19 protein-coding genes are annotated in these 21,234 nt (G+C 74.3%); 14 read left to right on the forward strand and 5 right to left on the reverse strand.

What is annotated here, in order from left to right:
- Window positions 1-360 precede the first annotated feature (360 nt).
- Together J4709_RS43730 and J4709_RS43735 are read right to left on the reverse strand one after the other, a co-directional pair.
- Complete coding sequence (locus J4709_RS43730) at window positions 361-1,245, reverse strand: hypothetical protein (RefSeq protein WP_232384953.1); 885 nt, start codon at window positions 1,243-1,245, stop codon at window positions 361-363.
- 89 nt (window positions 1,246-1,334) lie between these two features.
- Window positions 1,335-3,848 (reverse strand): SpoIIE family protein phosphatase, encoded by a 2,514-nt coding sequence (locus J4709_RS43735; protein WP_208251066.1) that lies wholly within the window; start codon window positions 3,846-3,848, stop codon window positions 1,335-1,337.
- Window positions 3,849-4,042: 194 nt separating this feature from the next.
- Between J4709_RS43735 and J4709_RS43740 the strand changes: the two genes are divergently transcribed.
- From J4709_RS43740 to J4709_RS43780, 7 genes are all read left to right on the forward strand, one after another.
- Complete coding sequence (locus J4709_RS43740) at window positions 4,043-4,828, forward strand: TetR/AcrR family transcriptional regulator (protein WP_208251068.1); 786 nt, start codon at window positions 4,043-4,045, stop codon at window positions 4,826-4,828.
- A gap of 457 nt (window positions 4,829-5,285) precedes the next feature.
- Entirely contained in the window at window positions 5,286-5,966 is a 681-nt protein-coding gene (locus tag J4709_RS43745) for a sigma-70 family RNA polymerase sigma factor (RefSeq protein ID WP_232384954.1), read from the forward strand.
- Between the two features lie 134 nt (window positions 5,967-6,100).
- On the forward strand, window positions 6,101-6,484 hold the full coding sequence (locus tag J4709_RS43750; RefSeq protein ID WP_208251070.1) for an SSI family serine proteinase inhibitor: 384 nt from the start codon (window positions 6,101-6,103) through the stop codon (window positions 6,482-6,484).
- A gap of 108 nt (window positions 6,485-6,592) precedes the next feature.
- Window positions 6,593-7,015, forward strand: a complete 423-nt coding sequence (locus J4709_RS43755) for a CBS domain-containing protein (RefSeq protein WP_208251072.1) — start codon at window positions 6,593-6,595, stop codon at window positions 7,013-7,015.
- Window positions 7,016-7,088: 73 nt separating this feature from the next.
- Window positions 7,089-8,000, forward strand: coding sequence for an ANTAR domain-containing protein (locus J4709_RS43765; RefSeq protein WP_307802056.1), 912 nt, complete (start codon window positions 7,089-7,091; stop codon window positions 7,998-8,000).
- A 130-nt stretch (window positions 8,001-8,130) separates the two neighbouring features.
- A complete protein-coding gene (locus J4709_RS43775) occupies window positions 8,131-10,203 on the forward strand; it encodes a SpoIIE family protein phosphatase (protein ID WP_307802057.1) in 2,073 nt (690 codons plus the stop codon).
- A gap of 76 nt (window positions 10,204-10,279) precedes the next feature.
- Window positions 10,280-10,783 (forward strand): DUF6328 family protein, encoded by a 504-nt coding sequence (locus J4709_RS43780; protein ID WP_173096584.1) that lies wholly within the window; start codon window positions 10,280-10,282, stop codon window positions 10,781-10,783.
- 21 nt (window positions 10,784-10,804) lie between these two features.
- Here the strand turns inward: J4709_RS43780 and proS are convergent, their stop codons facing one another.
- Window positions 10,805-12,253 (reverse strand): proline--tRNA ligase, encoded by a 1,449-nt coding sequence (gene proS / locus J4709_RS43785; RefSeq protein WP_307802058.1) that lies wholly within the window; start codon window positions 12,251-12,253, stop codon window positions 10,805-10,807.
- Window positions 12,254-12,311: 58 nt separating this feature from the next.
- Here proS and J4709_RS43790 point away from each other — a divergent pair, with 58 nt between their 5' ends.
- The 3 genes from J4709_RS43790 (at window position 12,312) to J4709_RS43800 (ending at window position 16,315) form a co-directional block, all read left to right on the forward strand.
- Complete coding sequence (locus J4709_RS43790; protein WP_208251076.1) at window positions 12,312-14,096, forward strand: proline--tRNA ligase; 1,785 nt, start codon at window positions 12,312-12,314, stop codon at window positions 14,094-14,096.
- A gap of 64 nt (window positions 14,097-14,160) precedes the next feature.
- Window positions 14,161-14,586, forward strand: coding sequence for a VOC family protein (locus J4709_RS43795; RefSeq protein ID WP_208251246.1), 426 nt, complete (start codon window positions 14,161-14,163; stop codon window positions 14,584-14,586).
- Between the two features lie 85 nt (window positions 14,587-14,671).
- Window positions 14,672-16,315, forward strand: coding sequence for an ABC-F family ATP-binding cassette domain-containing protein (locus J4709_RS43800; protein WP_208251077.1), 1,644 nt, complete (start codon window positions 14,672-14,674; stop codon window positions 16,313-16,315).
- 30 nt (window positions 16,316-16,345) lie between these two features.
- Here the strand turns inward: J4709_RS43800 and J4709_RS43805 are convergent, their stop codons facing one another.
- Window positions 16,346-17,308 (reverse strand): CU044_5270 family protein, encoded by a 963-nt coding sequence (locus J4709_RS43805; RefSeq protein WP_208251078.1) that lies wholly within the window; start codon window positions 17,306-17,308, stop codon window positions 16,346-16,348.
- On the reverse strand, window positions 17,305-17,865 hold the full coding sequence (locus J4709_RS43810) for an RNA polymerase sigma factor (protein ID WP_208251079.1): 561 nt from the start codon (window positions 17,863-17,865) through the stop codon (window positions 17,305-17,307). The genes J4709_RS43805 and J4709_RS43810 overlap by 4 nt, the downstream gene beginning before the upstream one ends.
- A 139-nt stretch (window positions 17,866-18,004) precedes the next feature.
- On the opposite strand from J4709_RS43810, the gene J4709_RS43815 reads away from it, so the two are divergent.
- Genes J4709_RS43815 through J4709_RS43830 form a run of 4 tightly spaced genes read left to right on the forward strand, consistent with a single transcriptional unit; the run spans window position 18,005 to window position 21,234 of the window.
- Window positions 18,005-18,970: an NAD-dependent epimerase/dehydratase family protein gene (locus J4709_RS43815; protein WP_307802059.1), complete on the forward strand. Its 966-nt coding sequence runs from the start codon at window positions 18,005-18,007 to the stop codon at window positions 18,968-18,970.
- Window positions 18,967-20,130, forward strand: a complete 1,164-nt coding sequence (locus J4709_RS43820) for a glycosyltransferase family 4 protein (protein ID WP_208251081.1) — start codon at window positions 18,967-18,969, stop codon at window positions 20,128-20,130. Before J4709_RS43815 ends, J4709_RS43820 begins: the two co-directional genes overlap by 4 nt.
- A 13-nt stretch (window positions 20,131-20,143) precedes the next feature.
- Window positions 20,144-20,884 carry a hypothetical protein gene (locus tag J4709_RS43825; protein WP_208251082.1) on the forward strand — a complete coding sequence of 247 codons (741 nt, stop codon included), beginning with the start codon at window positions 20,144-20,146 and terminating at the stop codon, window positions 20,882-20,884.
- Window positions 20,881-21,234: a hypothetical protein gene (locus J4709_RS43830; RefSeq protein ID WP_208251083.1), complete on the forward strand. Its 354-nt coding sequence runs from the start codon at window positions 20,881-20,883 to the stop codon at window positions 21,232-21,234. The genes J4709_RS43825 and J4709_RS43830 overlap by 4 nt, the downstream gene beginning before the upstream one ends.

Below are 21,234 nucleotides of genomic sequence, written 5' to 3' on the forward strand. Positions count from 1 at the left end.
GGGTGGGGCGTCCAAGCGGTCTGGCCGGGCGGGGGCGGCTCCGGTGCGGGGCCCTGTGGCGGCTTGGGGGGATCGTCCGGCGGGCGAGGCGTGCGGGCGAGGGCGCCGCGGGGGGTCCATTGGGGGTCCGGTGGTGCGGGGGGTTCCGAAGGTGGGACGGGGACCCAGTCGGCGGGCTCCTCCGGGCGGGACCTGCTGCGGCCCGCGACATGGACGTCGCCCGGGTGGGGCGGGGGCGCCGGTGTGCCGGCGTCCGGGGGGCCGGAGTCGTCGGGATCGGGGCCGGAGCGCGCGCGTGGGCCGAATCTCACGGTGTCGATCCTGCGCTCTGGACGCGGCGGACGGCAAGCCGGGCGGGGGTCAACGGCGGCCGTCCCGGGCGCCGAAGAGGGCGGCGCAGAGGGATTCGAGGCGGTCGGGGCCGTCGTCGGCGGGCAGGACGGTGAGGACGGGGTCGTCGGGGGCGTCGAGGCGGAGCCGGACGGCCGCCTCGCGGCGGACGGGCTCGTCGGTGCCCTGGGCCGCGGCGATGTCCTGGAGGCCGACGGTGACGGTCTCGGGGAGGTCGACGACGAGGGGCTGCTCGCCGGCGGGGAGGCGGTCCTGCCAGAGATCGAGGACGCGGCGGGCGAGGCCGTTGAGGACGCGGCCCCACGGGACGACGAGGGCGGGCGGGACGTTCTCGGTCTGCAGTTCGGGGAGCCCGAAGCGGGCGAGGCCCTTGGTGGTGAACCAGAAGCCGTGCGGTCCGGAGGTGTGCGGGAGGAGCATCCAGTCGGTGAGCCGGACGGCGCCGCCGGGGCCGGGCAGGGACCGGGTGAGGTGGTCGTGGGCGAGGATCTGGGGGGTGAAGACGTCGATGACGGGGGCGGTGCGGGCGGCGGCGACGGCTCCGGCGATGGCGCGGGCGGCCCATTCGTGGGCGGGCGGGTGGCCGGGGCGGTAGGCGGCGCGGACGGCGAGGATGTGGGTGGCGGCGTCGAGGGCGGTGAGGGCGGCGGGCGAGGCGCCGTAGGCGGCGAGGAGGTCGGCGGGCAGCGGCGGGAACTCGGCGGCGGGCCGCTGGTCGAGGGTGACCATGGGGCTGCCGAGCATGCCGAGGACGAGGTCGCGCAGCGGCGGTTCGGTCCGTGCGGCGAGCTCGTCGTGCGCGAGTTCGCCGGGGTCGGGGATCGGCGCGGTGAGCGCGACGGCGTAGGTGGCGTAGAGGGTCTCCGGGACCGGCAGGGTCAGGTTCTCGCCCAAATCGTCCCCCGATGGGCCGTTGATGCGCTTCGACACTATCGATCTCAGCGGACCCGGACGTTGGAAACTATCTGTCGCGGAGGGGACAGTTACCTCCCACCGGCGGGAGGCGGGCCGGTGACCTGCGGGAGCCGGTGCTCGAACCAGACGACCTTGCCTCCGTCGGTGCGGTGGGTGCCCCAGGCGGCGGCGAGGTGGCTGACGAGCTGGAGGCCGCGCCCGGATTCGGCGGTGGCGTCGGCGTGGCAGAGGTGCGGCATGTCCTGGCCGTCGTCGTAGACCTCGCAGAGCAGGGCGTCGCCGCGGATGAGCCGCAGCACGATGGATCCGGCGCCGTGCAGCAGGGCGTTGGTGATCAGCTCGCTGACCAGCAGCTGGAAGGTGTCGGCGACGGCGTCGAGGTTCCATTCGGCGAGTTTGAAGGCGACCTGGGCGCGGGTCCGCGGGACCATGCTGGGCTCGGGTTCCAGCTCCCAGACGGCGACGTCGCCGGAGGGGATGCCGTCGAGGCCGACGGCGACGATGGCGATGTCGTCGGCGGGGGCGGTGGTGGCGAGGGCGCCGAGGAGGGCGTCGCAGGTGGCGTCGAGGGGGCGGGCGGGGCCGGCGAGCAGGGCGCGCAGCTCCTCCAGGCCCTCGTCGATGTCGCGGCCGCGGCGTTCGACGAGGCCGTCGGTGCACAGGACGAGCCGGGAGCCGTCCTCGACCGGGATCTCGGTGGTCTCGAACGGTTCGCCGCCGACGCCGATCGGCAGCCCGGCGGGGACGGGCAGCACCCGGCTCTCGCCGCTCTCGGACACCAGGACGGGCGGGACGTGCCCGGCGTTGGCGAAGCTGCAGCACCGGGCGACGGGGTCGTAGACGGCGTACAGGCAGGTGGCGACGTAGCCTTCGCCGAGCCGGCGGGCGAGCGCGTCGAGCTGGCGGAGCAGCAGGTCGGGGCGCATGTCCTCGACGGCGAGGGTGCGCACGGCGGTGCGCATCTGGCCCATGATCGCGGCGGAGGTGAGGCCGTGCCCCATGACGTCGCCGACGACGATGCCGAGCCGGCGGCCGGGCAGCGGGAAGGCGTCGAACCAGTCGCCGCCGACCTGGGCGGCCTGCCCGGCGGGCCGGTAGCGGTAGTGGACGCGGGCGCCGGGGACCTCGGGCGGGTCGGCGGGCAGCATGCTGCGCTGGAGCTCCTGGGCGACCTGGACCTCGCGCCGGTAGAGCCGCCCGTTGTCGACGCAGAGCGCGGCGCGGCGGGCGAGCTCGTCGACCATGGCGAGGTCGAGGTCGTCGAAGCCGGGGCGGTCGGGCTTGCGGAGCAGCTTGAAGGTGCCGAGCACCCGGCCGCGCGCGATCAGCGGGACGACGAGCAGGTCGCGGCCGGTGAACAGGGGGCGCATGTCGCGGCCGCCGAACGAGGCGGACAGCCCGGCCGCGTACTCGGCGTCGACCCGCGGGACGTGCACCGGGCGGCCGGTCCGCATGGCCCGGACGAACGGGGTGCCGTGCGCCGGCAGCAGCACCTCGCCCTCCGGGACGATCCCGTCCCAGCGTCCGGGCTCGTCGTTGTGGGCCACGGCGACGCGCCGCATCGTGACGGTCTCGTCGAGGTCGGCGGCGGGCTGGGCGGAGTCGGCGGCGACGCCTTCGAGGAGTTCGACGGCGGCGAAGTCGGCGATGCGCGGGACGAGGACCTCGGCGAGGGTGCGGGCGGCCTGGAGGTGGTCGAGGGAGCCGCCGATCTGCTGGCCGGCCTCGCTGAGGAAGGTGAGGGTCTCGTTCTCGTCGGTGCCGGGCGCGCCGTGCTCCGGGTCGTCGCGGTCGGCCTCGGGGCGGGACGGCGCGACGGCGCGGGGGCGGATGCGCAGGGCGCGCGGCATGTCGCCGGCGTGCGGGACGACGGGGAGCCGGACGGTGATGCTGAGCGAGACGGCGGGCCGGCCGTGGGCGAGGACGCGGGACACGATCGCGTCGGTGGCGGCGGCGCCGACGGCGGGCAGGAGTTCGGCGAGGCGGCGGTCGAGGGGCCCGTCGGGGTGCCCGTCGCCGGGGGGTTCGGCGGGCGGGGCGAGGACGGGCTCGACGCGCAGCAGCCGGGCTCCGGCGGCGCGCCGGGCGTCGCCGTCGGGCGCGGCGACGAGGACGTCGTCCATGGCGAGGCCGGGGCCGTCCTCGCGGAGCCGGCGCAGGTCCGCGGCGAGCGCGAGGACGCGGACGTTGCGGGCGCCCGGGTCGCCGTCCGGTTCGACGGGGTAGACCCACCAGCCGACTTCGGCGGGGCGGCCGTCGTCGGCGCGGGGGACCATGCAGGCGCCGCACCAGACGTGCCCGAAGACCTCGGGTTCGAAGGCGCCGCGGTGCTCCTGCGGGAGCCGCAGCAGCGAGGCGGGGGAACGGCCGGCGGCCTGGAGGGGGCCGGCGCCGAACAGGTCGGTGGCGGCGTGGTTCCAGTGGTTGATGCGGCCGTGCTCGTTGAGCGTGAAGGCGGCCATGCTCACGACGCCGAGCAGGGGCTGGTCGAGGAACCGGGGCTGCCTGGCCCCGGCCCGCTGGTCGGTCTGGAGCGCGTCGGCCCCGGTGGGCGGTGCCGGCTGTCTTCCGGTGATGGTCACGCGGACCCCTCCCTGGGCGACGATGCTGCCCTGCATCCGCAACCCGCGGTGAAGGGGACGTTACCTGGTGTGAGGGACATTCGCCCGGGTTCTCGCGAACTCGGCAGGGGAGCCCTCCCACGCCGGCACGGGTGAGTGCTCACTCAGTATGCTGGGGGGTGCTACGGTCCGGCGGCGGAAGGAAGGTGGCGCAGGTGGCGGCGGGCAGAACGGCGGGCAAGGCGGCCGGCAAGGCGCAGGGCAGGGCGGCCGGCAAGGCCACTGGCAAGGCGGCCGCGGAGCCGATGCGGGAGCGGATCCTGGCGGCGGCGGTCGAGGTGATCCGGGCGCGCGGGATCACCGCCGCGACGACCAAGGAGATCGCGCGGAGCGCGGGCGTCTCCGAGGGCAGCCTCTACAACCACTTCGCCAACAAGACCGCCCTGTTCGCGGCGGCGCTGGGCGAGGTCACGGCCACCGCGCGGACGGCCATGGCGGCCCTCGCCGGGTCCGCGGGCCAGGGCACGGTGGAGGGCAACCTCACCCGGCTGGCCGCCGGCATGGTCCGCTTCTACGGCGAGCTGCTGCCGATGATCGGGCCGGTGCTGGCGGACCCGGATCTGATCGCCTGGCTGCGCGCCGACGGGCCCGTCCAGGCACAGCAGCAGGCCGCGGGAGGGGCCGCCGACCCGGCGCTTCCGCCCGGCTCCCCCGGCGGGCCGCCGGCCGGTCCGCCCGGGGGTCCGGCGGCCGGGCCGGTCCTCGGGCACGCCGCACTGATCGGGTACCTGGAGGCGGAGCAGCGGGCCGGACGGCTCGACGGCGGGGCGGCGCCGCCGTCCATCGCCGCCGCGCTGCTCGGCGGCTGCCAGCAGCACGCGTTCCTGATCCGGCTCGCGGGGCCGGAGGCGGTGGCGGCGGGCGCCCGGCTCCCGGACGCGCCGGAGGAGTTCGCGGGGCGGCTCGTCCGGACGGTCCTGGCCGGCCATCTTCCGTCCTGAGGCGGCCCACCGCCCTCGCAAACCCGCTTATAGCGCCACATAAGGCCCAGTTCGACCGACACGCCACGGTATGTGACGGACGCCACGCAACCTTCCGACCCCTTTCCGGCGTCTTACTAATCGGGAAGCCACTGAAGCGTGGATGCACCCGGCCGAGCATGACCCGCGACGTCCCGGACCCCCGGGGTCGCCCTGGCACCGCCGGCCCGCGCACCCGCCGCCCGGCCCGCGCCGCCGCGGAGCTGAGCTCCCGACCCTGCCGGACCGTCTCCCCCGGAGACGAGCACGAACCCGCGAGGACCACGTCGCTGGAGCGTGCCAAAGGCCGGCCGAACCCGTCGGGAACGGTGGCGCGTACCACCTGTACGGGGGGCGGTCATTCCGCCCGGCACGCGCGTGCCGCCGAGCACGCGCCAGCAACCGGCCCCTCACGGGGTCATGACCACGGGGAGCGATGATGACCGCTGTCACCATGCCCGTCCGCGACACCGCCGTGCGCACCACCAGCGTGCGCACCGACCGCGTGCGCGTTCCGGCCGCCGCCGCGCACATCGAGACCATCGAGATCGAGAACGCCGACGGCATCGGGAACACCCAGCGCTACGAGCGCGACGTCCTGCCGCTGGCCGACCCGCTGTACGCCAGCGCCGTGCGGATGACCCGCAACAGCGCCGACGCCGAGGACCTCGTCCAGGAGACCCTGGCCAAGGCCTACGTGAACTTCCACCAGTTCCAGGAGGGCACGAACCTCAAGGCCTGGCTGCACCGGATCCTCACCAACAACTTCATCAACACCTACCGCAAGAAGCAGCGCGAGCCGCAGCGCGCCGGCTCCGAGGAGCTGGAGGAGTGGCAGATCGCGCAGGCCGAGGCGCACTCGTCCGGCTTCCGGTCGGCCGAGTCCGAGGCGCTGGACCGCATCCCCGACTCCGAGGTGATCGACGCCCTGCGCGCGCTTCCGAAGGACTTCCGGGACGCGGTGTACCTCGCCGACGTCGAGGGCTACGCCTACAAGGAGATCGCCGAGATGATGGGCACCCCCATCGGCACGGTGATGTCCCGCCTGCACCGCGGCCGCAAGCAGCTCCGCGAGGCCCTCGCGGGCCACAAGCGCGCCGCGCACACCCTCGCCGCCTGACCCGGCGTCCCCCTCTTCACCCTCCGACTCGATCCCGCGGTTACCCCGTGACCGCGGGATCGTCGGTTTCCCTGCACACTTCGTAGCCGCATGGATACATTGAGCGACGGTCCCTCCGACCGTCGGGAGTAGCCATGTCGAACATCACCGCCGTCATCACGGGCGCCGTGATCGCCCTCTCGCCCGCCGTCCCCGCGCACCATTCCGGGAACGGGACGACGTCCCTGCAGCTCACGCTGACCCATCCCGGCCGCACGACGTCCGGGACGCACGCGGTCACGCTGACCTGCGACCCGCCGGGCGGGCGGCATCCCGATCCCGCCCGCGCCTGCTCCGAGCTCGAAGGCTCCGGCGGGAAGTTCGCGCACGCCCCCGACGGCCGGATGTGCACGCAGGTCTATGCGCCCGTCGTCGCGCAGGCCAAAGGCCGCTGGCACGGCAACCCCGTGTCGTTCCACGCCCACTACGCCAACGACTGCGCGATGCACTCCCGCACCGGCAGCGTGTTCGCGTTCTGAAGCGTCACGCCCAGGTAACCAGGACCGTCCGCATAGGCGCCCCGACCGTGGGTAAGGCGCGCACACGGGCCACGCGAGCCGCCGGTTATTCGAGAGGATGTGCGCGCGATGCCACGAAGGGTCAGCGACGTCATGACCCCGGCCCCGCAGGTGCTGCCGCTGGACGCGACGCTGTACGAGGCGGCCCGGCTGATGCGGGACGAGGGGATCGGCGACGTCCTGGTCACCTATGCGGGGCAGCTCTGCGGGATGGTCACCGACCGCGACATCGTGGTGCGGGCCGTCGCGGAGAGCCGCGACACCTCGCTGACGCCGCTCGGCGACGTCTGCACGGCAGAGCTGTGCACCCTGCACCCCGAGGACGACACCGAGACCGCGGAGCGGCTGATGATCGAGCGGTCCGTCCGGCGGCTGCCGGTAGTGGACGGCGGACGGCGTCCGGTCGGCATCGTGTCCATCGGCGATCTCGCGGTGGCCGACGGGCAGCGGGGCGCCCTCCCCGAGATCAGCAAGGCCCCGCCGAACAACTGAACCCCGGCCCCGGCGGCCCCCGGACCAGGGCGGCCATCCCCGGCACGACGTGGCGCAGGATAACGTCATAAGCGTGGCTCCAACCGAAACGGTGCTCACCGACCAGCTCGCCGTGGAGATCGCCCGGCTGGGGATGGTCGGGGAGTCCTCCGACGTCGGCACCCTGCACCGGGTGGCCGAGCTGGCGTCGCGCGCCGTCCCCGGCTGCGCGGGCGCCGCGTGCGTGCGCTGGGCGGTGCCCGCGCCTCCCCTCGGCGACCCGGTCGCGGTCGCCGCGCTCGGCGGCTCGCCCGATCCGGCGGCGCGGCCGCCGGACGTCCCGCGCGTCCCGCGGCAGCAGGACGCCTCCGGGCACGGCGCGGCCGGGCGGGGCGGGCCCGACCTCCCGGACGCGGCCGGGGACGTGGCGCCGGACGAGCTGCCCTCGCCGGACGCGGAGCGGCCCGAGCCTCTGGCCGCCGCGGCCAGCCATCCCGACCTCGCCGAGGTCACCGACCGGCAGCTGTCCCGGGGACGCGGCCCGATCTTCGACGTCGTGCTGGACCGCCGCACGCTGAGCTGCGACGACATCCTCGTCGAGACGCGCTGGCCGGAGGCGGTGTCGGACATGCTGCGCCGCGGGGTGCGGTGCTTCACCACGTCCCCGCACCTGAACCCGCCGGTGCTGGTGACGCTGTCGCTGTACGGGGTGACGCCGAAGGCGCTCGGGCACGACCGGCTCGCGCTCGTCTCGCTGCTGCTGGCGCAGGGCTCGGCGACGATGTCGAACGCGCAGCAGTACGACGACGTGCACCGGACCGCCGCGCAGCTGCAGGAGGCGGTGGAGGCGCGCGCGGTCGTCGACCAGGCCAAGGGCATCCTGATGCACGCACTCAGTTGCAGTGCGGACGAGGCTTTCGCCGAGATGCGCCGCATTTCGCAGACCAGGCATGTGAAACTGACCGCACTGGCCCAGCGGATCGTCGGTGACCAGGGGCTCCGCTAGGTCCCGCGCTAGGAGCACGGAGGTGACCGGCATAGGCTGCGAGATGCAGTCGCCGAGACTGCGGTCCGGATGAGCGGAGCCGCGAAGCCGATCCTGTCCGGCCTCGCCTCGGGGCACAGAGGGAGACCCTTTGCACGATCAGCCCGATCAGCTCGAACCCGAGTCCCTGGTACGGGAGATCTCGGATCTCGAGGGGCGCATCGGTGAGCTGCGCCAGGCCTCGGGCATGCCCGAGGCCGACCTGCGCGCCACCCTGGACGCGGCGCTGGTGGAGCTGGATCTCGCCGTGACGGCGCTGCGCACCATGGGCGCCGACCAGGGCACCGAGCAGGGCGGGTCGAACGCGGCGGAGAACGAGCGGCGGGTGCTGCGGACGGTCTTCCAGGACGCGCCCGTGCCGCTGTTCCTGCTCGACCGCAACACCAGCGTCCGGCGGGTGAACCGCCAGGCGGCGGAGCTGCTCGGCACCTCGTCGGGCTACGTGTCGGGCAAGCAGTTCACCGCGTTCTGCGACCTTGCGACGCGTGCGGCGGTCCGCTCGCAGCTGGCGGCGGTGGTGCGGACGGGCCGGCGGCGGCGGGTGCCGGTGCGGTTCCTCGGCCGGGAGCGTCCAGTGGACGCGGTCGTGACGCTGGCCCGGGTGTGGATCCGCGGGGAGCCGGACCCGATGGTGGTCGTCGCGGCGGGCGCCGCGCGCCCCCCGGCGGACGCGCAGGGCACCGGCGACGAGAGCAAGGGCGCGGGCGCGGCGGGACGCGCCGCACCGGCGAAGCGCGACGGCACGGGGAAGCGCGCGACCGCCCGGCCGGACGGCGGCGCGCCGCGCGTGCCGGAGCCGGCCGCGCCGCCGCAGGGGCGCGCGCCGCAGCCGCAGGCCCGGATCGACGACGAGGCCGTGGCCACGATCGTGCACCGGATGGACGTGCTGGCCACCGCGAGCGAGCTGCTGCTGGACGAGCCCGTCTTCAACGAGACCGTCGCGGTCCGGCGGTGCGCGCGGCTGCTGGCCGCCGAGCTGGCCGACTGGGCGTTCATCGATCTGACCGGCCCGAACGGCGGCGCGTCCGGGCCGGGCGGCGCGGCGGCGGGCACGGCGCCCGCCCTGCACCGCCAGGTGGTGATGGGCCCGGACGACGAGCACTCCGTCGAGGCGGCGCGGACGCTCCAGGAGTTGCACCCGGCCGCCGGAACGCTCCCGCACGACGTGTTCGTGACGCGGCAGAGCGCGCTGCGGCCGCACGTGGAGAGCCTCGACGAGCTGGGCAACGCCGGCGACGGCGTCCCGGTCTGCGCGAAGATCGGCGCGACGTCGCTGCTCAGCGTGCCGGTGGAGGACGGCGACCGGTGCCTCGGCACGATCACGCTCGCGTCCGGCGGCGAGTACGGGCCGTTCGACCTGATGGACCTCGGGGTCGTCCAGCGGCTCGGCCGCTACCTGGCGCTGGTGATCCGGGCGGCGCGGCTGTACCGGCGGCGCGCCGAGGTCGCCGACTCGCTGCAGGCGAGCCTGCTGCCGCGGGCGCTGCCCGCGATCCCGGGGGCGAGCGTCGCGGCGCGGTACCTGACGGCGACGCACGGCGCGGACGTCGGCGGCGACTTCTACGACGTGTTCCGCGTCGGGGACGGCTGGGGCCTGGTCCTCGGCGACGTGTGCGGCAAGGGCGAGGACGCGGCGGCGGTGACGGCGACGGCGCGGCACTGCATGCGGCTCGCGGCGCGGTGGAAGTCGCGGCCGGGCGAGATCCTCGGCGTCGCGAACGAGGCGCTGCTGGACGAGGACCGGTTCGTCACCGCGATCATGGCGGGGCTGGAGATCACCCCGGAGCGGGTCACGGTGTCGCTCGGCACCGCGGGCCATCCGCCGGCGATCGTGGTCCGCGCGGACGGGGTGATCCGGTCGGCGTCGCGGGGCGGCGTGCCGCTCGGCCTGTTCGAGGACTTCGAGGCCGGGTCGGACACCATCGACCTCGGCGTCGGCGACACGCTGATCCTGCACTCCGACGGGGTGCTGGAGGCGTGCGACCACGCGCGGCTGGAGTTCGGGCAGGAGCGGCTGCTGGAGGCGCTGGCCGGGCAGGCCGGCGGCACCCCGGAGGAGATGCTCGGCGCGGTGGAGCAGGCGCTGCTGGAGTTCTGCGACGGCGACCTGCGCGACGACGTGTCGATGGTCGCGCTGCGGGTGGACGCCCCGACGCTCGACTGAGCCCCGGGGAGAACCCGGCCGACGGTCGCACCCGATCTCCGGCACTGATGGGCGTTTTGCCGGGTAAAGGGGGGTCATGACCGACCCCTCGTCCAAGCCGCGCAACGAGACCGAGCACGAGCGGCTCGACCGGCAGCTGATGGAGCTGCTCCAGGGCTTCCGGGTGGCCACGACGGGCGTGCAGGTGCTGTTCGCGTTCCTGCTGACCGTCCCGTTCTCCAAGGGATTCGTGCAGGTCGACGACACCGGGAAGGCGCTGTTCTACGTGGCGCTGTTCGGGGCCGCGCTCGCCTCGGTGTGCTTCATCGCGCCCGTGTTCCAGCACCGGATCCTGTTCCAGCTCAACAAGAAGCCTCTGCTGATCCGGCGCGCGAACCGGTTCGGGATCCTCGGCGCGTTCGCGCTGGCGCTCTCGGTCACCGCGGCCACCACGCTGGTCGTGCAGACGCTCGCGATGGGCACGGCCGCGGTCGGGACGGCGCTGGCCGTGCTCGCGGTGTGCGGGTGGGCGTGGTTCGTCCAGCCGTACCTGACCCGGCTGTCGGCGGGCGGCCGCGCGAAGCAGGAGGAGGACTCCTGACCGCGCGGCCCCCGCCGCCCGTCAGTACGCCTTGCCGAAGATCACGCGCTTGCCGTAGGCGGACGGCTGCCCGCACTTGACGCACACGCCGGTCTCCTCGGGCGCCTCGGCCGGGATGACCCGCGGCGTCGCGGCGGTCTCGGCCTTGATCTCGTCCTCGCAGGCGGTGCTGCCGCAGTGGAACGCGCGGGCCCAGCCCGTGCCGACCTGCGCGGTGAACGCGTCCCAGGCGTCCACGGCGACGGTGTGCTCCTCGCGGAACGCCTCGGCCCGGGCCAGCAGGAACGACTGGAACTCGGCGAGGATCCCGGGCAGCACCTCGGGCACCTTGTCGAGGGGGATCTGCTCCTTGCCCTGCCCCTCGACGGTCGGGAGCCGCCGCACGACGGTCGCGACGCCGCCCTCGATGTCGCGCTTGCCGAGCTCGATGCGGACCGGGACGCCGCGCATCTCCCACTCGTTGAACTTGAACCCGGGCGACAGCTGCGGCCGGTTGTCGTCGACGTGCACGCGGATGCCCATCGACTTGATCGCGGCGCCGAGCCGGCGGGCCTCCGCGGCGGCCTGCTCGCCCTGCTCCTTGCGCCCGATCGGGACGATCACCACCTGGTAGGGGGCGAGGCGCGGCGGCAGCACGAGGCCCTTGTCGTCCCCGTGCGTCATGATCATGCCGCCGATCATCCGAGTGCTCATGCCCCAGGACGTCGTGTGCGCCAGGGTCAGCTTGCCCGCCTCGTCCTGGTACTGGATCTCGAACGCCTTGGCGAAGTTCGTGCCGAGGTAGTGCGAGGTGCCGGCCTGCAGGGCCCGGCCGTCCCGCATCATGCCCTCGATCGTGTAGGTGCGGACGGCGCCGGCGAACCGCTCGCCGGGCGTCTTCTCCCCCGCGATCACCGGGATCGCCGCGAGCTCGCGCGCCACGGCGGCGTAGGTGTCCAGCGCCCACATCGTCTCGCGCATCGCGTCGTCCTCGTCGATGTGCGCGGTGTGGCCCTCCTGCCAGAGGAACTCGGTGGTGCGCAGGAACATCCGCGGCCGCATCTCCCAGCGGACCACGTTCGCCCACTGGTTCAGCAGCAGCGGCAGGTCGCGGTGCGAGTCGATCCACTTGGCCATGTACTCGCCGATGACGGTCTCGGAGGTCGGCCGCATGACCAGCGGCTCCTCCAGGTCCTTGCCGCCGGCGTGCGTCACGACGGCGAGCTCCGGGGAGAAGCCCTCGACGTGCTCGGCCTCGCGCTTGAAGTAGGACTCCGGGATCAGCATCGGGAAGCACGCGTTGTCGTGCCCCGCGTCCTTGATGCGCCGGTCCAGGTCCGCCTGGAGCAGCTCCCACACCCGGTAACCGTACGGGCGGATGACCATCGTGCCGCGAACCGGACCGCGGTCGACGAGCTGGGCCTGCACGACCAGCTCGTTGTACCAGGCGGAGAAATCCTCGCTCTGCGGCGTCACACCTTCTCGACTCACAGCGAACAAGGGTACTGACCGGCGGCGGGGCCCAGGACCGCTTCGCTAGTCTCGCGAGATGCGCTGGTCCCAGATGTTCGTGCCCACGCTCCGCGACGACCCCGCCGAGGCGGACGCGCCGAGCCACCGGCTGCTGCTGCGCGCGGGCTACGTCCGGCAGCTGACGGCCGGGCACTACAGCCTGCTGCCGCTCGCCGTCCGCGTCCGCGCGAAGATCATCGAGATCGTGCGGCAGGAGATGGACGCGATCGGCGCGCAGGAGATGCTGCTGCCCGCGCTGCACCCGGCGGAGCCGTGGCGCCGGTCGGGCCGCTGGGAGCTGATGGGGCAGGAGATGTTCCGCCTCCAGGACCGGCGCGGCGCCGACCTCGCGCTCGGCATGACCCACGAGGAGATCTTCGCGACCGTCGCGCGGGAGCTGAACTCCTACAAGCAGCTGCCGCAGCAGTGGTACCAGTTCCAGACGAAGTTCCGGGACGAGCCGCGCCCCAAGGGCGGCCTCATGCGCACGCGCGAGTTCACCATGAAGGACGCCTACAGCTTCGACATCGACCGCGCCGGGCTGGACGTCTCGTTCGACGCCTACCACGGCGCCTACACGCGGATCTTCGCGCGGCTCGGGATCCCGGCGCTGCCGTGCGACGCGTCCAGCGGGACGATGGGCGGCGCCGGCTCGACCGAGTTCATGTGCCCCGCCGACGTCGGCGAGGACCTGGTCGCGCACTCCCCCGCCTGCGGGTACGCGGCGAACATCGAGCGCGCCACGTCCGCCCTGCCGGAGGCGTCCGACGGCCCGGGCCTGCCCGCGCCCGAGCGGTTCGACACGCCCGGCGTCCGCACCATCGACGATCTGACGCGTTTTCTGGGGGGCGACCCCCAGGCCCCCGACAGCGGCCGGTCGAACGATCCTCGCGCCGCCGGCGCGTCGCTGCGGTCGTCCGACCGGCTCGGCGCGCCCGGCGACCGGCAGATCAAGACGCTCGTCTACGTCCTGGACGGCGCCCTCACGCTCGTGCTGCTGCGCGGCGACCACGCCCTCAACGAGCAGAAGCTCGTGGACGCGACCGGCGCCGCCGAGATCCGCGCCGCCGACCCGGCGGAGATCCGGGACGCCCTCGGCGCGCTGCCCGGCAGCCTCGGCGCGGTCGGCACGGCGCTCCCGGTGATCGCGGACGAGGCGCTGCGCCGCCGCCGCGACATGTTCACCGGCGCGAACATCGACGACATGCACCTGCGCGGCGTCGACGTCGCCCGCGACATCACCGTCGGGACGTGGGCGGACCTGCGCGAGGTCGCCGCCGGCGAGCCGTGCCCGCGCTGCGGCGAGCCGCTGGAGATCGTCCGGGCGATCGAGGTCGGGCACATCTTCAAGCTCGGCGACCGGTACGCCCGCGCGCTCGGCGCCGAGGTCCTCGACCCCGGCGGCAAGCGGGTGCCGGTCGTGATGGGCAGCTACGGCATCGGCGTCGAGCGGGCGATGGCCGCGATCGTGGAGACCCACCATGACGAGCGCGGGATCGTCTGGCCGGTCGCCGTGGCGCCGTTCCAGGTCGCGGTCGTGATCGCGCAGTCCGACGACGCGGACGTGGCGGGCGCCGCCGAGGGGATCTACGGCGCCCTCCGGGACGCCGGCGTCGACGTCGTGATCGACGACCGGGCCGAGCGGGCGGGGGTGAAGTTCCGCGACGTGGAGCTGACCGGGATCCCGTACCGGATCACGGTGGGCCGCCGCGGGCTCGCCGAGGGCGTGGCGGAGGTGACCGCCCGGGCCACCGGCGACACCGAGAAGGTCCCGCTGGACGCGGCCGCAGCGCACGTCCGGGCGCTCCTGGCGTCCGCCTGAGGCCGCCGTTCTCCGGCATGGCCGGACGCCCGCTCCGTATGCTCGGCGAATGACGATCAAGCGGATGGACCACGTCAGTCTCGTCATCGACGACCTCGAGGCCGCGAAGGCGTTCTTCATCGAGCTCGGCATGGAACTGGAGGGCGAGACTCCGGTCGAGGGCCCCTGGGTCGACCAGGTCAACGGGATCGACGGCGTCCGCGTCGAGATCGCCATGATGCGGACCCCGGACGGGCACGGCAAGATCGAGCTGACGAGGTTCCACGCGCCGGCCGCGTTCAGCGCCGAGCCGGCGGTCGCGCCGCCGAACACGCTGGGCCTCCGCAGCATCATGTTCGCCGTCGACGACATCGACGACGTCATCGCGCGGCTGCGCGGCCACGGCGCCGAGCTCGTGCACGAGGTGGCGCAGTACGAGGACATCTACCGGCTCTGCTACGTCCGCGGGCCAGAGGGCGTCATCATCGCCCTGGCCGAAGAACTCCGCTAGGCCCGCCGGCACCGGAAAACGGTTTGACGGGGTAGCCGCGGCTTCCGGAGACTCGGCGGCGGATTCTCAAGGGCGAGGGGTCAGCGTGGGTCACGTGGAGGTCGGGCACGTCAGTCATGCGCTGCCCGATGGGCGGGTGCTGCTGGACGACGCGTCGTTCCGGGTCGGCGACGGCGTGACGGCCGCGCTGGTCGGGCCCAATGGGGCCGGTAAGACGACGCTCCTGCGGCTGGTCTCCGGCGATCTGGCGCCGCAGGACGGGACGGTCGCGCACAGCGGCGGGCTCGGCGTGATGCGGCAGTTCATCGGCAACGTGCGGGACGAGTCGTCCGTGCACGACCTGCTGCTGTCGGTGGCGCCGCCGCGGGTGCGGGAGGCCGCCGCCGTAGTGGAGGCCGCCGAGCTGGCGATGATGGAGCGCGACGACGAGCCGACCCAGCTGAGGTACGCGAACGCGCTGGCCGGGTGGGGCGACGCGGGCGGCTACGAGATCGAGGTGCTGTGGGACGCGTGCTGCGTCGCTGCCCTCGGCGTCCCCTATGACGCGTGCCGGTGGCGGGAGACGCGGACGCTGTCGGGCGGCGAGCAGAAGCGGCTCGCGCTCGAAGCGCTGCTGCGGGGGCCCGACGAGGTCCTGCTGCTGGACGAGCCGGACAACTACCTGGACGTGCCGGGCAAGCAGTGGCTGGAGGAGCGGCTGCGGGAGACGGCCAAGACGGTGCTGGTGGTCTCGCACGACCGGGAGCTGCTCGACCGCTGCGCCGACCGGATCGTGACCGTCGAGGGGGGCCGGGTGTGGATCCACGGCGGCCGGTTCTCGACGTACGCGGCGGCCCGCCGCGACCGCAACGAGCGGCTGGAGGAGCTGCGGCGGCGCTGGGACGAGGAGCACGCGAAGCTCAAGGAGCTGGTCAACACCCTGAAGGTGAAGGCCACGGTCAACGACGGTTTCGCGTCGCGGTACCGGGCGGCGCAGACCCGGCTGCGCAAGTTCGAGGAGGCGGGGCCGCCGGAGACGCCGCCCCGCGACCAGAGCCTGAAGATGCGGCTGCGCGGCGGCCGGACCGGCAAGCGGGCGGTGATCTGCGAGGACCTGGAGCTGACCGGGCTGATGCGCTCGTTCGGCGAGGAGGTGTGGTTCGGGGAGCGGGTCGCGGTGCTCGGCTCGAACGGCTCGGGGAAGTCGCACTTCCTGCGGCTGCTCGCCGCGGTGGCGGAGGTGCTGCCGCGCGGCGCGGTGCCGGTGCGTCCCGTGGCGCACACCGGGGTCGCCCGGCTCGGCGCGCGGGTGGTGCCGGGGCTGTTCGCGCAGACGCACGCGCGTCCCGACCTGGCCGGCCGCACGCCGTGCGAGATCGTCATGACCGAGCACGCGCGGCTGCGCAACGACGCGATGAACGCGCTGGCGCGGTACGAGCTGCAGTTCTGCGCGGAGCAGCCGTTCGAGACGCTGTCGGGCGGGCAGCAGGCGCGGTTGCAGATCCTGCTGCTGGAGCTCGGCGGCGCGACGCTGCTGCTGCTGGACGAGCCGACCGACAACCTCGACCTGGCCAGCGCGGAGGCGCTGCAGGAGGGCCTGGAGTCGTACGAGGGGACGGTCCTCGCGGTGACGCACGACCGCTGGTTCGCCCGTTCCTTCGACCGCTTCCTGGTGTTCGGCGCCGACGGCTCGGTGTACGAGTCCTCGGAGCCGGTCTGGGACGAGGCGAGGGTCGCCCGGCCGCGCTGACCGGACGACCCCCGTCGCGAGGGCGGAAGGTCAGGGGCGCTGGCCGGGACGGTCCACGACGCCCGCGGACAGGCGGACGGAGTAGCTCTCGACGGCGCCCTTCAGGAAGCGCCCGCCGTCCGGCATGGTGTGGTCCTGGGCAACGGTCGTCCGGTGGCCCCGGTAGGCGTAGGTGGACGGGTCCAGGAGGACCTCGTCCTTCGCCCAGCCCTCGATGAGGAACGAGACCGACACCGCCTTGTGCCCGGCCGCGTCCCTGGCGGTCCGGTCCACGGTGACGCCGGGGATCTTCGCCAGCGCGCGGTAGGCGGCGGCGGTCTGCGCGGGCGGCAGCGCGCTGTTGTTCAGCAGCAGCGATCCGAGCAGCCCGAATGCGCCGCCGTTCCCGCCGCCGGGCGTCGGCTGCCTGCGTGCCCAGGCCAGCATCGCGTCCGGGTCGGTGGGCAGCTTGGAGACGGTGGCGTAGTCGGTCGGCGGCAGCCCCCCGCCCGTCGCGGACGTGACGAGCCTGCCGTGGTCGTACGTTGCCATGCGCCTTCCGTCCGCCCGGACCCACTCGCGGTCGACCGTCTTCCTGAGCGGCGAGCCCGGCTTGACGACCGTGCCCTCCCCTGGGACGCCGCTGCGACGGTAGACGGTCTCGGTGTAGACCCACTGGCCGGGACGCGGCGCGGTGAACGGCTGCTTCAGCGCGAACGTCGCGGCGACGTCGAGCACCTGCTGCGTCTCCGTCGCCGCGGCGGGCGCCGGGTGGTGCGGCTTGCCGTCGCTCGTGGCGACGACGGCGCCGGCGATGAGCGCCCCGGCGACGCCGCCGGCGGCGACGAGGCGGAACGTCGTGCGGCGGGACGGCCCCGGGCGGCGGGCCGCGGACGCCGTGATCCGCTCGTAGGCGGCGCGTCCGGCCGGGTCGTGGGCGGCGCCGTCGAAGGCGCCGGGCGGGCAGGGGTCGGCCGGGGCCATGACGCGGCGGACTTCGTGGAGGTCGTTCATGCCTGGGGGCTCCTTTGCAGCGGTGCGGCGGGCGCGGGGCGGCCCGCGTCGGTCTCGGCGCGGGCGTCGATCTCGGCGAGGGCCGCGGTCAGGCGGCGCCGTGCGCGGTGCAGGCGCACGGAGAACGTCTTGACCGAGCAGCCCGCCGCGACGGCCGCGTCCCGCGCGTCGAGGCCGTCCCAGCCGACGAGCTGGAGGACCTCGCGGTCGCGGTCGGACAGGCGGCCGAGCGCGGCGGCGACGCGGCCGCCTTCGGCCAGGCCGGACGCGACGTCGGCGGCGGGGGCGCGCGGGCGGTCGCCGCGCAGCCGGTCCCACAGCCGGGTGCGCCGGCGGCGGCCCCGCATCTCGTTGGCGAGGACGTTGCGGGCGACGTTCAGCAGCCACGGGAACGGGCGGTCGGGCGGGATGTCGCCGCGCCGCCGCCAGGCGACGAGGAACGTCTCCGCGGCGATGTCGCGGGCCGTCTCGTGGTCGATCCGCCGCGCCGCGTACCTGAGCACGTCGTCGTAGTGCGTGTCCCACAACCGGGTGAACTCCCCGTCTGGATCCGGCACGCCGGCTCCCTTCTCTCGGGTCGGTGTCGCTCGGAGATGTCCGGCAGGGCCCCGATGACTACACCCGGAACGATCTTCGCTGGTCAGTGGACTCCGGGGGATCTGTCCAAGAACGCGGCGGGATGGATAGGGTTCCCGCGTGCGGGTGGTGGTGACGGGTGCGGCCGGGTTCATCGGGGGCCATGTGGCCGATGCCCTGGCGGGCGCCGGGCACGAGGTGCTCGCGGTGGACGCGCCCGGGCGGTCGCCCACGCCGGAGCAGGCGCGGCGGGCGTGGGCCGGGGTGGCGGCGCGGCCGGGCGTCACGGCGCTGGAGCGGGACCTGGCGGTGGACGATCTCGACGCGGTCGCGGCCGCCGACGTCGTCGTCCACCTCGCGGGACGGCCGGGGGTGCGCAGCTCGTGGGGCGGCGGGCGCGCGGCGGCGGAGCGCGACAACGTGCTCGCGACGGCGCGGCTGCTGGAGGCGTGCGCGCGGCGGCCGGCGCGGCTGCGCCCGCGGGTGGTGGTGGCGTCGAGTTCGTCGGTGTACGGGTCGGCGGGGAACAGGCCGAACCGGGAGGACGATCCGCTGGACCCGGGGAGCCCCTACGCGGCCAGCAAGGTGGAGGTCGAGCGGCTCGCGGGCCTCGCCGCCGAGAACGGTCTCCGCACGGTGGTGCTGAGGTACTTCTCGGTATACGGCCCCCGGCAGAGGCCCGATATGGCGTTCCACCGTTTCATCGAGGCGGCGTTGGACGGGCGCCCGCTGCCGGTTTTCGGGGACGGGCGGAAATCGCGGTCGTTCACGCATGTGCGGGACGTGGTGGCGGCGACGCTGGCGGCCGCGGCGGAGGACCTGCCACCGGGCGTCGCGCTGAACGTCGGCCATCCGGAGCCGGTGGCGGTGCGGTCGGCGATCGAGCTGCTGACCGGGGTGCTGGGCGTGCGGGCGGAGATCCGGCGGGAGGCGCCGGTGGCCGGTGACGCGGCGCTGACCTGGGCGGACTGCGGTCGGGCGGCGCGGCTGCTCGGCTGGTCGGCCAGCACGCCGCTCGCGGAGGGGCTGGCGGACCAGATCGCCTGGCACCGGTCGTCGCGGGCGCAGGAGGTGGCCGTCGGATGAGGCACCGGGCCGCCTATTTCGCGTTCGACCGCTTCCCTTCCGGTAAAGGGTCGGCAGTGCATATCGCGCAGATGGCCGACGAGCTTTTCGAGCAGTTCGGCGGCGGGCTGCTGGGCGTGCTCGGCGGTGGCGGGCTGCCCGCCTATCAGCGGGAGGGCGCCCGCGAGATCGTCAGGTTCGGGGCACAGATTCCGAATCTGATCGACCGGGCGGAAGCGTATTCGGCATGGGTCGCGGCGGTTCTGAAGGACCATGTGGATTCGCTGGAGGTCGTCCATGTCCGGGACCCGTGGAGCGCGCTGCCCGCGCTGACCGTCGAGGGCCGCGGCTACAAGGTCGTCTTCGAGGTGAACGGACTGCCGTCGATCGAGATGGGCCACACCTGGCCGTGGGCGTCGCCGGCGACGCTCGGCAAGATCCGCGAGCTGGAGCGGTTCTGCCTGGACCGCTGCGACGCGGTCGTGGTGCCGTCGCGGGTGATCGGGGATGCCGTCCGCGGCCTCGGTGTGCCGGAGGAGAAGGTCCACCTCGTGCCGAACGGCGCCGACCTGCCGGGCGAGACGCCGCGTCCGGCAGGGGCACCCGCCCGTTACCTCGTCTACGTCGGGGCGCTCCAGCCGTGGCAGGGCATCGACGTGCTGCTCCGCGCGTTCGCGCGGCTCGGCGACCTCGCCGACCTGCGGCTGGTGATCTGCTCGTCCGTCCCGGAGCGGCGCGCGAAGCCGGTCCGGCGGCTCGCGGAGCGGCTCGGCGTCGCCGGCCGGCTGGACTGGCGGTTCGCGCTGCCGCACCCCGAGGTCGCCGCGTGGCTGGCGCACGCCGAGGTGTCGGTGGCGCCGCTGACCGGCTGCGCCCGCAACCTCGACCAGGGCTGCGCGCCGCTGAAGGTGATCGAGTCGATGGCGGCGGGCGTCCCGGTCGTCGCCTCGGACCTGCCCGCGGTCCGCGAGCTGATGGCGGACGGGGAGCACGGGCGGCTCGTCCCGGCGGACCGTCCGGCGGAGCTGGCGCGGGCCGTCCGGATCCTGCTGGAGTACCCCGGCGAGGCCGCCGCGATGGGCGCGCGGGCCCGCGCGCGCGTCGCCGGCGGCCTGACCTGGACGCGCTCGCGCGCCCGGCTGGCCGGGGTCTACCGTACGATCGCGCCGTCAGACCGATAGGTGGGGTGTCGTCATGTTCTGGCGCAAGCAACGCGCGGCCATCGAGGGGTTCCACCCGCTGCACCGGGCGCTGGTGCTGGAGCAGGGGTTCTCGGTGTCGCTGCCGCGCGACCAGTGGGAGCCGGTGATCCAGAGCCTCGCCGGCCATGAGGCCGCGGTGAAGCGGCGCAGGTGGCGGATCACGCCGCGCACGACGCGGGTGCTCGTGCCGATGCTGCGCGTCCTGGCGGCGGACATGCCGCCGGAGGGCACGCTGTCGGTGGCGCTGGACATGCGGGGCGCGAAGGTCCCGGAGAAGCGCGGGCCGGAGCGTCCGGTGCAGGTGTCCCGGCCGATCCTGTCGATGAAGGAGTGGTTCGTCTTCGACCCGTGGCTGCGGATGCGCGCCGAGCTGCGGGACGGCAGCGTCGTGGAGCTGTCGGTCACCGACCGGATCCGGCACCGCAAGTACAAGAAGCGGAACCCGCGCGGCAAGGTCAAGTACAAGCACAAGACGAAGACGGTGCAGCTGGTCAGCGTGACGCGGCGGCTCGGCAAGGGCGCGTCCCCGCGGCCGCCCGGCACGCCGCCGCCGGGGTGGGTCCAGGTGCGGGTGAAGGACGGGAACCGGTTCACGATCCGCGCGAGCGCCAAGCTGGCCGGGCCGCTGAAGGACGACGAGCTGCGCGAGCGGATCCTGCACGTGTCGACGGAGCCGTTCCGCTGGACGCCGCCCGGCGCGGACGCGGGCGCGCCCGGAAGGAGGACGCAGTGACCCCTTGCACCGTGACCACCGGGTTCTTCCTGCTCGGCCGCTGCGGGCGGCCCGCCGTGGCGGCGTGCCCGGGATGCGGGCGGCCCGTCTGCGCCGAGCACGCCGTGCAGGGCGGGTACTGCCCGGACTGCGCCGCGCAGGCGGGCGGGCAGCCCGACCCGTACGACCCGTCCTATGCGAGCGGTTACCGGCGCAGGTACTACGAGAGCAGTTCGCAGACGTACTACGACAACTACTGGTACTCCTCGTTCGACTCCTACGACCGCGGCGCGTTCAACCCCGGCGACGACTACTCCTACGGGGAAGGCGACTTCGGGCCGGACGACGGCGCCGGATTCGTGGACAGCTGA

This window comes from Actinomadura violacea, from assembly GCF_017573465.1.
Classification (GTDB): domain Bacteria; phylum Actinomycetota; class Actinomycetes; order Streptosporangiales; family Streptosporangiaceae; genus Spirillospora; species Spirillospora violacea.

Excerpts from the sequence above, each read along its gene's own strand:
- J4709_RS43790 (WP_208251076.1), top strand. The coding sequence starts at position 12,312 with ATGCGCTGGTCCCAGATGTTCGTGCCCACGCTCCGCGACGACCCCGCC.
- J4709_RS43825 (WP_208251082.1), top strand. The coding sequence starts at position 20,144 with ATGTTCTGGCGCAAGCAACGCGCGGCCATCGAGGGGTTCCACCCGCTG.
- J4709_RS43805 (WP_208251078.1), bottom strand. The coding sequence starts at position 17,308 with ATGAACGACCTCCACGAAGTCCGCCGCGTCATGGCCCCGGCCGACCCC.
- J4709_RS43750 (WP_208251070.1), top strand. The coding sequence starts at position 6,101 with ATGTCGAACATCACCGCCGTCATCACGGGCGCCGTGATCGCCCTCTCG.
- J4709_RS43745 (WP_232384954.1), top strand. The coding sequence starts at position 5,286 with ATGACCGCTGTCACCATGCCCGTCCGCGACACCGCCGTGCGCACCACC.
- J4709_RS43755 (WP_208251072.1), top strand. The coding sequence starts at position 6,593 with ATGCCACGAAGGGTCAGCGACGTCATGACCCCGGCCCCGCAGGTGCTG.
- J4709_RS43820 (WP_208251081.1), top strand. The coding sequence starts at position 18,967 with ATGAGGCACCGGGCCGCCTATTTCGCGTTCGACCGCTTCCCTTCCGGT.
- J4709_RS43795 (WP_208251246.1), top strand. The coding sequence starts at position 14,161 with ATGGACCACGTCAGTCTCGTCATCGACGACCTCGAGGCCGCGAAGGCG.
- J4709_RS43780 (WP_173096584.1), top strand. The coding sequence starts at position 10,280 with ATGACCGACCCCTCGTCCAAGCCGCGCAACGAGACCGAGCACGAGCGG.